Origin of the sequence: Micromonospora sp. DT47 (genome assembly GCF_049844475.1) — a bacterium.
GTDB lineage: Bacteria > Actinomycetota > Actinomycetes > Mycobacteriales > Micromonosporaceae > Micromonospora.
The window spans coordinates 16,958-28,395 of sequence record NZ_JBNCLC010000003.1; the positions used below are offsets into that span (position 1 = coordinate 16,958).

Here is an 11,438-nt window from a genome sequence, read left to right on the forward strand (position 1 = left end):
AACCCATGGGTCAGCCCGCGCGGTACCGGGCCTCCCGGGTCTTCATGGCGTGCTCCAGGAGCGTGACCAGCACGTCCCGGCTGGACTCCCGCCGCCGGGCGTCGCAGAGCACCACCGGCACGTCCGGGTCGAGGTCCAGCGCCGCCTGCACCTCGTCGAGCCGGTAGCGCCGGGTGCCCTCGAAGCAGTTCACCGCCACCACGAACGGCATGCCGCGCCCCTCGAAGTAGTCGATCGACGGGAAGCAGTCGGCGAGCCGGCGGGTGTCGGCCAGCACCACCGCGCCGAGTGCCCCGAGCGCCAACTCGTCCCAGACGAACCAGAAGCGGTCCTGCCCCGGCGTGCCGAACAGGTAGAGCACCAGGTCGTCGCTGATCGTGATACGGCCGAAGTCCATCGCCACCGTGGTGGTGGTCTTGTCCTCCACCCCGGAGAGGTCGTCGACGCCGATGCCCGTCTCGGTCAGCATCTCCTCGGTACGCAGCGGCCGGGTCTCGCTGACCGAGCCGACCAGGGTGGTCTTCCCCGCGCCGAACCCCCCGGCGACCAGGATCTTGATCGCGGTGGGCAGCGGTGGCGCGCCGGCCGGCCGCTCAGAGTGCCCGTAGTCCATTGATCACCGCCTCCAAGACGCTCTCGTCGCTGACCGCGCCGGACCCCCGCGGCTCCTGCACCCGCACCAGGTCACGCTCCACCAGGTCGCCGAGCAGCACCCGGACGGCGCCGACCGGCAGGTCGAGGCGGGAGGAGACCTCCGCCACCGACTGGACCCGCTGGCAGAGCACCACGATCGCCACGTGCTCCGGCCCCAGCCCCGCCTCCTGGCCGACCTCCGCCCGGTTCGCCGTCACCAGGGAGATCAGGTCGAACGTGCCGGTGACCGGGCGGGCCCGGCCGCGGGTGACCGCGTAGGGGCGCACCACCGGGCCCGCGTGGTCGTCGACCCACCGTTCCTCCGCGGCATCGCCCTCGCCGGCCATCGTCGCTACTTCCCGCCGGCCTGCTCGTCGACGCCCCGGCTCGGCGAGGCGACGTACCGGCCCACCCGGGTGACCAGCATCGCCATCTCGTAGGCGATCAGGCCGACGTCGGCGTCCTCGGTGGCCAGCACGGCGAGGCAGGCGTTGCGGCCGGCTGCCGTGACGAACAGGAACGACGACTGCATCTCGATGATGCTCTGCTGGACCTCGCCGCCACCGAACCGCTTGCCCGCACCGCGGGCCAGGCTCTGGATCCCGGCCGCCATCGCGGCGAGGTGCTCACCGTCGTCCCGGCCGAGCCCGCGCGACGAGGCCATCAGCAGGCCGTCGGAGGAGAGCGCGACCGCGTGTTCGGCCTGCTGCACCCGGCCGACCAGATCGTCCAACAACCACGTCAGGTCGGCACTCGAAGCCGTCTGCTGCCCCACTCGTCGTCCCCTTCTCCCCGGCTGGTGTCGCCGTGCTCGGTTGCCGTCGTCCCGGTCGCGTACGCCGCGCTGCCGTCAGGTCGCCTGCCCGTCCCCGGTGTCCGGGCCGGTCCGCACCCCGCCCAGCAGGCGGGCCGCGTCGGTCCGGCCCCGCCGGGTGCCCGACTGGTAGGCGCTCATCATCCGGCGCACCTCCTCCGGAGCGCGCCGCACCGGCTCGTCGGCGTCGGCGTCCGGCGTGGCCGGTTCGTCGCGCAACTGCGGCGCGATGCTCGCCTGCCGCACCCGGACCGGCAGGCCGGCGTCGGTCACCGGAGCCTCCACAGTAGGCGAGGCGGCGACCACCTCGCCGTCCGCCCGCGCGACGGTGACGTCCGGCGACGACACGGTCACGGCGGGCCGCGCCTGCGGCGGTGCCGCATCCGGGGCCGCGCTCTCGACAGTGGACGAGGGCGACGGCGCGGCACCGGCGAGCTGAGGGACGGTGGGCACGGTGGGGCGGTTCAGCGCACCCCGGCCCGGCCGGGTCCGCGACCGGGTCGGCAGTCCGGCCGGCGTCAGTGACGGCGCCTCCTCCCCCGGCCCGGGTGACGTCGAGGTCCCGGTCCGGACCGGCAGCGCCGGCACCTCGGCCGGGTCACCGTCCGCGGCCCCGCCCGGGCTGGCCGCGCCGGTGTCCGAGCCACCCCCGTTGCCGAAACCATCCTCGGCCGGCCGGGCCGGCCCGACGCCGGAAGCGCCCTCGGCCGGCCGGGCCGGCCCGGCGGCGGGGGCCGTGGGCACGGTTCCGACTCCGTCCACCGGACGACCCCCGCCGGTGGTCGCCGTCGACGGCGCGTCGGCGCTGGCCGGGAAACCGCCGGACGGGCTCGGGTCGCCGGACTCCACCAGACCGAGCGGGATCAGCACGACGGCGGTCGTGCCACCGTACGGGGACTCCTTCAGTCGCACCTGGACGCCGTGCCGCTCGGTCAGCCGGCTCACCACGTACAGGCCCAGCCGGGAGGCGTTGGCCAGGTTCAGCTCGGAGCGGTCCACGATGCGGTCGTTGGCGACGGCGAGGTCCTCCGCAGTCATGCCGAGGCCGCGATCCTCGATCTCGAGGACGAACCCGTTGGCCACCAGCTGCCCCCGGACCTCCACCGTGGTGTGCGGGGGTGAGAAGGCGAGGCCGTTCTCGATCAGCTCGGCCACCAGGTGGATGACGTCACCGACCGCCCGGCCGGCGAGCGAGATCGGGCCCAGCGGCAGCACGTCGACCCGGGTGTAGTCCTCGACCTCGGCGACCGCGCCGCGCACCACGTCCACCATCGGCACGCTGCGCCGCCAGGCCCGACCCGGGGTCGCGCCGGAGAGGACGATGAGGTTCTCGGCGTTGCGCCGCATCCGGGTGGCCAGGTGGTCGACCCGGAACAGGTCCTCCAGCTCCTCGGCGTCCTGCTCGCGCCGCTCCATCGCGTCCAGCAGGGTGAGCTGGCGGTGGACCAGGGCCTGGGTACGCCGGGCCAGGCTGAGGAACACCCCACGGACGTTGCGACGCAGCTCGGCCTGCTCGACCGCGGTACGGACGGCGGTCTCCTGCACGGCGTTGAACGCCCGACCCACCTGGCCGATCTCGTCGTCGCCGAAGTCCAGCGGCGGGACCTCCCGCGCGACGTCGACCCGCTCGCCGCGGCCGAGCCGCTCGACCACGCCGGGCAGCCGCTCGTCGGCCAGCCGCAGCGCCGCGTCCCGCAGCCGTTCCAGCTGACGGACCAGGGCGCGTGCGGTGGTGACCGAGACGACGATCGACGCGACCACGGCGATCAGGCCGAGGCCGGCGGCGAGCACCAGCCGGACGATGACGCCCACGGCGACCGGGGTGGCCCGGTCGATGAGCGCGTCGCCGACGGCCACCCCGAAGTCCTCCTGGGCCTTCAGCGCCGGGCCGACCGCCGCCTGCCACTCCTGCCCGGTCAGCGGTGTCCCGGCGTCGGTCCGGGACTGCTGGACCACCCGGTCCTCCAGGTCGCGGAACCGGGTGAACGCGTCCGTGGTGACGAGTTGGCCGTAGCGGGCCCGGTCGCCGGCGGGCAGCTCCCCCACCGCCGCCGCGCTCAGGTAGCGCTGCGCGCCGACCAGCCGGGCGAAGCGGGCGTGCTCGTCGCCGGTCATCCGGCCCGCGGCCAGCACGCCACTGATCAGCGCGTCCTGTTGGGACATCAACTCGCGTACCTGGTAGAGGTCGACCAGGGTGGCGCTGTCCGCGGCGATCCGGGCGTCGTCGAGCCGGCCCAGCGAGCCGTACATCCGCAGCAGCGCGCCGATGACCGCGGTGTACGCGTCGGAGGCCTCCGCCCGGTCGAGCCGTCCGCCGGCCACCGACTCGCGGACGCCGTCGAGCCCGTCGAGGCCGGTCAGCACCGCGTCGATCCGGCCGCGGGCGTCGTCGCTGGTGGCCAGCTCCGCCTGCCAGCCGTGCACCGAGGTGCGGAAGGTGTCCGTCACCTGGCCGGTACGCCGCCACTGCGCGGTCAGCTCGTCGCGCTGGCGCTGGCCGCGCTGCCCCAGGTAGGTGGTGGCGAGCCGCCGCTCGGTCTGCAGCTCGGTGACCAACGGCTCCCCGGGCTCGGCGACCCGGCTGTCCAGGGTCTGCACCCAGAGCAGGTTGAACCCGTCACGGACCGTCACCCACGCGGCGAAGGACCAGAGCGCGACGAGCGAGGCCAGCAGGGCGATGACCTTGGTACGCAGGCGCGTGCTGCCGGAACCCATCACACCGTCCCCGGGCCGGATGGTGGCCGCCGGACGCTGGCGGCGTCGCGACAGATCGAACCCGGCGCACGCTAGCAGGCTCCGCCACGATCACTCAACCTTTCCTGATCATGGCAGCGGGAGGGCGGGGAGGTCAGCCGTCGAGGTCGCGGTGGTACCGCCACTCGGCGCCCACCAGCCGATAGCCGAGCCGGTGGTTGATCGCCCGCATCGCCTCGTTGCCGGCGTCGTTGCTGGTCATGGCGTACCGGAAGCCGGCCTCCCGGGCCTGGCGCAGGGCCGCCAGCTTGACCAGGCCGGCCAGCCCCCGGCCGCGGTGGGAGCGGCGGGTGCCGGTCATCCCGGAGCGGTACCGCTCCCGCCCGTCGGTCAGGGCGACGGTGAACGACACCACCGTCGCGTCCACCATGGCCAGCGTGGTGAGCTGCCGGTCCAGGTCGGGGCGGTCCCAGTAGGCGGTCCGCCAGTCGGCGTAGCTGATCTCGTCCATCGTCGCCTCGCCCGGCTCGTCCCGGGAGGCGTCCAGGTCCGCCCGGTAGAGCGGGTACGGGTCGGCGAGGGCGGTCGCGGCGAGCAGCCGTACCCCGGGCGGTGGGGGCGGCGGCTCGGGCAGGTCGGCGCCGGCCAGGTCCAGGCCGAGGTGCTCGGCGCGGCGCCCGCGCCGGTAGCCGTGCCGCTCGGCGAAGGCCGTGCTCGCCGGGTCCTCGGCCACCTTGGCGTACGCGACCCGGGCGCCGAGCGCGGCGAGCCGCCGCTCGGCGGCGGCGGCCAGCGCGGCGCCCGCGCCCCTGCCCCGCCGGTCGGGGTGCACGGTCACGTTGGCGAAGGCCAGCCCGGGATCCGCGCTCTCATGCAGCAGGCCGGTCAGCGCGGCCCCGACCACCCGGCCGTCGGACTCGGCGACCAGCACGCCGAAGTGCTCGGCGGCCGGCGCGGCGACGGTGTGCCAGTCGAGCCACCCGGCGCTGATCACCTGGTATGGGGCCGCCGCGGCCAGTACGCCGGCCACGGCGGCGGTGTCGGCGGGGCGCAGCGGACGCACGGTGGGGGTCACGGGTGGGCAACCTACCGCAGGGCGCGGCGCTCCGGGGGCGGTGAATCCGGGCGCGCCCGGGCCCCCTGTGCCAGGCTCAGGGGCATGGACGACGAGACCATCCTGAACCGGATCAACGAGCTGGTCGACGAGGAGCACCGACTCCGGGCGGCGGCCCAGGCCAACGAGTCCGGCACCGACGATGAGGCCAAGGAGCGGCTGCGCGCCCTGGAGGAGTCCCTCGACCAGTGCTGGGACCTGCTCCGTCGCCGCCGGGCGGCCCGACAGGCCCACGGCGACCCGGACGCGCAGGGCGAGCGGCCCCTCCCCGAGGTCGAGCGCTACCTGCAGTAACGCCCACCGGGCGATCGGCGCGCGCCCCGGGCGGTCACGGCGACCGCCCGGGGCGTCGTCGGCTCAGCCGATGCCGGCCTCGCGCAGCAGCAGCCCGGTCAGCTCGGCCGGGTCGGCCTGGTCGGGCGGCAGTCCGCGCGCGACGAACCAGGTGGCCACCACCCGGACGTCCCGGGCCAGGAACTCCGGCCCCTGCGGGTTGGCCACCATGTCCACCACCTGCGGCAGGTCGATCATGACGAGCCGGCCGGCGTGCACCAGCAGGTTGTACGGGGACAGGTCGCCATGGGCGTAACCGGCGCGGGCCAGCACCACCAGGGCGTCGACCAGCTGGTCCCAGAGCGAGCGCAGCTCGGCCGCCTCGGGGCGCAGCTGCGCCAACCGGGGCGCGGCGGCGCCCTCGTCGGGGTCGCCGACGAACTCCAGCATCAGCTCGGTGCCGATCAGCTGCACCGGGTACGGCACGGCGATCCGGCCGGAGGCCGCGCCGATCTCCCAGAGCCGGGCCAGCGCGGCGAACTCCGCCGCGGCCCACTGGCCGGCGATCATCTGCCGGCCGAAGGCGGTCCGGCCGGCCATCGCCCGGTTCTCCCGGGAGCGGCGGACCCGACGCCCCTCCAGGTAGCCGGCGTCGCGGTGGAAGAGCCGGTGCTGGGCGTCCCGGTAGCGCTTGACGGCCAGCAGGCAGGAGCGGTCGGTGTCGGGCACCGCCCGGCGGACGAGGTGGACGTCCGCCTCCTTGCCGGTCTTGAGCACGCCGAGCTCGGTGTCCCGGGCGGCCAGCTCGGTCACCAGCCAGTCGGGGTGGGGTTCGGGCCCGTGCACCGCCTCGTCCCAGGAGGACCAGCGGTCCTCCGCGTCGGTGGCGGGTTCGTCGGGTTCGGCGAGGGCGGGCTCGGTGACCCGGCCGCGCCTCAGGAACTGTGGTTCGTCGTCGTCGAAGCGGCCCTTGCCGCGGCCACGGCGCTGCGGCGCCGGGAGGTCGTGTTCGCGCACGGAAGTGGTGATCCCTTGATCGAGGCTGATGGAGGCAGGTGGAACGACCCTGCAAAGACGGCCATGACCGACCTCCTCTCCTCGACCGGGCGCCGCCCGGCTGCGCGTCCGCGCGGCCCCCATGCTGGTGGGCACCCCGATCCGGGGTCAACCGAATTACGCGGCTGCTCCGCGGGGGTCGGGGCCGCGCCCGGTCCGGGACGCCCGGCACCGCGCGCTCCGCGCCGCGCGGCGGCTCAGCCGCCGAGCACGGTGGCGACCGCCGCGATCAGCGAGTCGACCGTCCGGGTCGGCGCGAACCGGCTGTCCGACCAGGTCCGGCCGCGGTGCAGCCAGACGCTGGGCAGGCCGACCGCGGCGGCCCCGCCGATGTCCGCCTCCGGGCTGTCCCCCACCACCCAGGCACCGCGCAGCGGCATCCGGGTCCGCTGGGCGGCGAGCGCGAAGATGCGCGGGTTGGGCTTGCTGACCTCCGCCTCCTCCGAGATCACCCAGTCGGCGACGTACCGGTCCAGGCCGGTACGCCTGATCTTGGCGTCCTGCTGGCGGACGCTGCCGTTGCTGACCACCACCGGCACCCAGCCGGCGTTGTCGGCGATCCGCAGCGCGCAGGCGACCAGGGGATCCAGCCGGGTGTTCTCGACCACCCCGTCGTGCAGCTCCTCGACCAGGTCGATCGAGGGGATACGCAACCGGTACCGGTCCCGGATGGCGTCCGCGACGTCCCACCGGTCGGTGAGCCCGTCCGCGTCGATGGAGAGCAGCCAGTCGATGTCGGTGTGCGGAGCGCCGATGTTGTCCAGGAACCGCTCGCCCCAGACACGGAACGGCCCCGCCCGGTCGAGCAGGGTGTTGTCCAGGTCGAGCAGCAGCAGCGGCACTCGGGCACCTTACGGGAGTGGGATTCGCCGTCGACAGGGCTGAGCGGCCGGCCGACGTCCGTCAGGCATGCAACGCCGTTCGGGGGAGTCCCTGGTCGTCGGGGCGGTCGGCGAGCATGGTGTGCGCCGCGCGGGTGTCCGCCAGCACGGCCGGGTCGAGGGTGGCGACCAGTACGTCCTCGCCGGTGTCGGCGCCGCGCGCCAGCGGGCGTCCCTCGGGGTCGTAGACGGCCGCGCCGCCGTTGAACCGCCAGGGTTCCGCGCCGTCGACCGCGTTGGCGAAGACCACGTACACGGTGTTGTCCAGGGCCCGGGCGGCATAGTAGAGGTCCCGGCGGTGCGTCGATCCGGCGAGGTAGCCGCTCGGGCAGAGGTAGCCGTGCGCGCCGTCGGCCGCGGCGGCCCGGGCGTGTTCCGGGAAGCAGCCGTCGTAGCAGATGCCGAGGCCGAACCGCCAGTCGTCAACCAGCAGCGTGGCGCCGCGCCGGCCCGGGCTGAACAGCTCCCGCTCGCCGTTCCAGAGCTGCTGCTTGTCGTACCCGACCCGGACCGCGCCGGTCGGGTCGACGACCAGCGAGGAGATGGTCCGTCGGCCGTCCGGGTGGCGGACCGCCGCGCCGACCACCACGGTCGCGCCGCCGTCGCGGGCGGCGGCCCGCAGCGGGTCGAGCCGCGGGTCGGCGACCGCGCCGTCGTCGGTGGCGGCGACGTCGGTGCCGGCCGGGTCGCCGGCCAGCGTCGGCGGGTGGTACGCCGGCAGGAAGAGCTCCGGCAGGACGGCGATCCGGGCACCGTGCCCGGTGGCCCGGCGGACCAGCCGGGCGGCGGTCACCGCGTTGCCCGACAGGTCACCGGGGGCCGGCTCGGCCTGCACGGCGGCGACGGTCAACGGGACGGAGGGAAGGGGTGTGGAAGCGACCGGGGGCGTCGTCACCCGGCGATCCTAACCGGACCACCGACCCGACCCCTCCGGCGACGCCACGATCCCAAGCCGTACGTACGGTTTGCGTAACGGAGCGTCAGCTGGAACGATCGACCCGTGCCCAGAGTAAGTCAGGACCAGCTCGACGCGCGCCGCCAGGAGATCCTCGCCGCCGCGCGGGCGTGTTTCGCCCGGCACGGCTACGAGGGAGCCACCGTCCGCCGGCTGGAGGATGCCACCGGGTTGTCCCGGGGCGCCATCTTCCACCACTTCCGGGACAAGGACTCGCTCTTCCTCGCGGTGGCCGAGGACGATGCCGCGGCCATGGTGGAGACCGTGGCCCGAAACGGTCTGGTCCAGGTCATGCGGGACCTGCTGGCCCGGGCCATCTCCCCGGACACCACCGGCTGGCTGGGCAGCCAGCTGGAGGTCTCCCGCCGGCTGCGCACCGACCCGGCCTTCGCCCGGCGCTGGGCCGAACGCTCCGCCGCGATCGCCGAGGCCACGCGGGAGCGGCTCATCCGGCAGCGGGAGGCCGGGGTGCTCCGCGAGGACGTCCCGATCGACGTGCTGGCCCAGTTCCTGGAGCTGGCGTACGACGGCCTGGTGCTGCACCTGGCGATGGGGCGTCCCGCCGGTGACCTGGGGCCGGTGCTGGACCTGGTCGAGGAGGCCGTCCGCCGGCGTTGACCGCCCGGCACGTCTCGGCTTGGTAACTCGACCCGCACGGCGACCGGCCCGTGGCGGGGCGGCTCCACAATGGGCTTGCCCCCTCCCGAGAGGAGCCCTCGATGATCCCGCTGGCCGCAACCGGCGACACCTGGGGTGTCCCCGGCCCGACCTTCCTCAAGCTCTACCTGGCGGCGGCCGTCGTGGCCCTGGTCGGTACGGTGCTGCACCGCCGCAGCGTGCTGGCCGGCCCGGACAGCCCCGGCGTCGACCAGCTCGGCCCCCAGCAGGTCGCCTACCTCAACGGCGGCGACCAGCTGGCCGTCTGGTCCGCGCTGGGTGGCCTGCGCGGCGCCGGCGCGGTCGGGGTCCGCCCCGACCGGCGGCTCACCACCGGCGGCCCGCTGCCGGCCGGGGTCACCCCACTGGACCAGGCGATCCACCACGCGGCCGGCCGCCAGCTCCCGGCTCGCGAGCTGCGCCGGGACGAGTGGGTGGTGCGCGCCCTGGACGAGCTGCGGCAGGGCCTGGAGCGGCGCGGACTGCTGCTCGACGCGGACACCCGCCGAAGCCTGCGGCGCGGCACCATGGTGCTGTTCGCCCTGCTGGTGCTGGGCATGCTGCGGCTCTTCGCCGGCCTGACCAACGACCGCCCGGTCGGCTGGCTGGTGCTCACCCTGATCCCGCTCGGCGTCGGGTCCGCGCTGCTCGTCCGGGTGCCCCGGCGGACCCGGGCCGCCGACACCGCGCTAGGCGGCCTGCGACAGCGCAACGTGCACCTCTCCCCCGCCTCCGCCCCCGCGTACGCCACCTACGGCGCGGCCGGTGCGGCGATGGGCGTGGCGCTCTACGGCACCGCCTCGCTCTGGGCGCTCGACCCCGGCTTCGCCGAGCAGGCGGAGATCCAGCGGCAGGCGTTGAACAGCAGCGGCGGCGCAGGCTGGAGCTCCGGCGGCAGCTCCAGCGGCGGAGGCGGCTCGTCCTGCAGCAGCGGCAGCTCCTGCGGCGGCGGAGGCGGGTGCGGCGGAGGCGGGTGCGGCGGATGACCGCGCCGACCGGGGTGGGCATCGGCTGGCGGCCGGAGATCTCCGGCTTCGTCGCCGAGCTGCCCGGGCTGCGCTTCGTCGAGGTGGTGGCCGAGATGCTCTCCCCGGCCGGCCCGATCCCGCCGGGGCTGGCCGCGCTGCGCGGGCGCGACGTCACCGTCGTACCGCACGGGGTGAAGCTCTCCCTCGGCGGCGCGGAACCGGTCGACCCGGCCCGGGTGGCCCACCTGGCCGCCGTGGCCGAGCTGGTCGGGGCACCGCTGGTCAGCGAGCACATCGCGTTCGTCCGGGCCGGCGGCCTGGAGGCCGGTCACCTGCTGCCGCTGCCCCGCAGCCGGGAGGCGGTCGCGGCGGTGGTGGCGAACGTCCGGCGGGCTCAGGCCGAGCTGCCCGTGCCGCTGGCACTGGAGCCGATCGCGGCGCTCTTCGACTGGCCGGACGACGAGCTGGACGAGGCGGACTTCCTCACCGAGATCCTGGACGCCACCGGGGCGGAACTGCTGCTCGACATCGCCAACGTGCACGCCAACGCCCGTAACCGGGGCGGCGACCCGCTCGCCCTGCTGGACCGGCTGCCGCTGGACCGCGTCGCGTACGTGCACGTGGCCGGCGGCGCCGAGCACGGCGGCTTCTACCACGACACGCACACCGACCCGGTGCCACCGGAGGTGCTCGACCTGGTGGAGGCGCTCTGCGCCCGGCACCGGCCGCCCGCGCTGCTGCTGGAACGCGACGGCCACTACCCGCCCGCCCCGGCGCTCCGCGCCGAGCTGGACGCCCTCGCCGCCGCCTCCGGGTTCCCGGTGGTCACGTGAGCGGGCCGGCCGGCCGCGACGCCGCGCCCGGCGCCGCGGCGGCGCGCGCCGACCTGGCGACCCGGCAGGCCGAGCTGGTGGCGGCGCTGGTCGCCGGCGCCCCGCCGCCGCCCGGCTTCGCGGCGGAGCCGGTGGACGCCGCCCGGGCCGCGCTGCTGCGCAAGCGGGCCGGCGACGTGGCCCGGCACTGGCCGCTGCTCGCCGCCGGCCTCGGCGACGCCTGGTGGGACACCTTCCGCGGCTGGGCGGCGGGCCGTCCCACCGCCGGATCACTGCGCGACGGCTGGGACCTGGCCCGCGCCCTGCGCGAGCGGCACGCGCTGCCCCCGCTGGGTGCCGAGGAGCTGGCCGTCCGCGAGGCGGGCAGCCGCTACGACGGACAGGATCCGCCGCGACCGCGCCGGCTGCCGGCCGTGGCCCGCGCCGGCGGCGCCGTCGCGGTCCAGCTCGCCGGTCGGGTACGCCTGCTGCGCCCCGCCCGCCGCTGAACCCCCCGGTCCGTGCGGCCGGTACGCCCGTACAGGCCCGGCCCGTGCGGCCGGTACGCCCGTACGGCAGGA

Annotated in this window: 13 protein-coding genes; 5 read left to right on the forward strand and 8 right to left on the reverse strand. The window is 75.7% G+C overall.

Annotated features, from left to right (window positions below; genetic code table 11):
• Positions 1-10 precede the first annotated feature (10 nt).
• The 5 genes from ACLQ2U_RS05090 to ACLQ2U_RS05110 all read right to left on the reverse strand — a co-directional run bounded on the left by ACLQ2U_RS05090 (position 11) and on the right by ACLQ2U_RS05110 (position 5,216).
• Complete coding sequence (locus tag ACLQ2U_RS05090; RefSeq protein ID WP_425749362.1) at positions 11-613, reverse strand: GTP-binding protein; 603 nt, start codon at positions 611-613, stop codon at positions 11-13.
• Positions 594-980, reverse strand: coding sequence for a DUF742 domain-containing protein (locus ACLQ2U_RS05095; RefSeq protein WP_425749363.1), 387 nt, complete (start codon positions 978-980; stop codon positions 594-596). The genes ACLQ2U_RS05090 and ACLQ2U_RS05095 overlap by 20 nt, the downstream gene beginning before the upstream one ends.
• 5 nt (positions 981-985) lie before the next feature.
• Entirely contained in the window at positions 986-1,408 is a 423-nt protein-coding gene (locus ACLQ2U_RS05100) for a roadblock/LC7 domain-containing protein (RefSeq protein ID WP_425749364.1), read from the reverse strand.
• Between the two features lie 75 nt (positions 1,409-1,483).
• Positions 1,484-4,162, reverse strand: a complete 2,679-nt coding sequence (locus ACLQ2U_RS05105; RefSeq protein ID WP_425749365.1) for a nitrate- and nitrite sensing domain-containing protein — start codon at positions 4,160-4,162, stop codon at positions 1,484-1,486.
• Between the two features lie 133 nt (positions 4,163-4,295).
• On the reverse strand, positions 4,296-5,216 hold the full coding sequence (locus tag ACLQ2U_RS05110; protein WP_425749366.1) for a GNAT family N-acetyltransferase: 921 nt from the start codon (positions 5,214-5,216) through the stop codon (positions 4,296-4,298).
• 84 nt (positions 5,217-5,300) lie between these two features.
• On the opposite strand from ACLQ2U_RS05110, the gene ACLQ2U_RS05115 reads away from it, so the two are divergent.
• Positions 5,301-5,549, forward strand: coding sequence for a DUF2630 family protein (locus ACLQ2U_RS05115; RefSeq protein WP_425749367.1), 249 nt, complete (start codon positions 5,301-5,303; stop codon positions 5,547-5,549).
• A gap of 63 nt (positions 5,550-5,612) precedes the next feature.
• On the opposite strand, the gene ACLQ2U_RS05120 is transcribed toward ACLQ2U_RS05115, so the two are convergent.
• From ACLQ2U_RS05120 to ACLQ2U_RS05130, 3 genes are all read right to left on the reverse strand, one after another.
• A complete protein-coding gene (locus ACLQ2U_RS05120; protein WP_425749368.1) occupies positions 5,613-6,545 on the reverse strand; it encodes a serine protein kinase RIO in 933 nt (310 codons plus the stop codon).
• Between the two features lie 236 nt (positions 6,546-6,781).
• Positions 6,782-7,426 (reverse strand): HAD family hydrolase, encoded by a 645-nt coding sequence (locus ACLQ2U_RS05125; RefSeq protein ID WP_425749369.1) that lies wholly within the window; start codon positions 7,424-7,426, stop codon positions 6,782-6,784.
• A gap of 61 nt (positions 7,427-7,487) precedes the next feature.
• Positions 7,488-8,360 carry a carbon-nitrogen hydrolase family protein gene (locus ACLQ2U_RS05130; RefSeq protein ID WP_425749370.1) on the reverse strand — a complete coding sequence of 291 codons (873 nt, stop codon included), beginning with the start codon at positions 8,358-8,360 and terminating at the stop codon, positions 7,488-7,490.
• A gap of 105 nt (positions 8,361-8,465) precedes the next feature.
• On the opposite strand from ACLQ2U_RS05130, the gene ACLQ2U_RS05135 reads away from it, so the two are divergent.
• From ACLQ2U_RS05135 to ACLQ2U_RS05150, 4 genes are all read left to right on the forward strand, one after another.
• Positions 8,466-9,038 carry a TetR/AcrR family transcriptional regulator gene (locus ACLQ2U_RS05135; RefSeq protein WP_425749371.1) on the forward strand — a complete coding sequence of 191 codons (573 nt, stop codon included), beginning with the start codon at positions 8,466-8,468 and terminating at the stop codon, positions 9,036-9,038.
• 101 nt (positions 9,039-9,139) lie between these two features.
• On the forward strand, positions 9,140-10,063 hold the full coding sequence (locus tag ACLQ2U_RS05140; RefSeq protein ID WP_425749372.1) for a TIGR04222 domain-containing membrane protein: 924 nt from the start codon (positions 9,140-9,142) through the stop codon (positions 10,061-10,063).
• Entirely contained in the window at positions 10,060-10,878 is an 819-nt protein-coding gene (locus ACLQ2U_RS05145; protein WP_425749373.1) for a DUF692 domain-containing protein, read from the forward strand. The genes ACLQ2U_RS05140 and ACLQ2U_RS05145 overlap by 4 nt, the downstream gene beginning before the upstream one ends.
• A complete protein-coding gene (locus ACLQ2U_RS05150) occupies positions 10,875-11,366 on the forward strand; it encodes a hypothetical protein (RefSeq protein WP_425749374.1) in 492 nt (163 codons plus the stop codon). Before ACLQ2U_RS05145 ends, ACLQ2U_RS05150 begins: the two co-directional genes overlap by 4 nt.
• Positions 11,367-11,438: the final 72 nt, after the last annotated feature.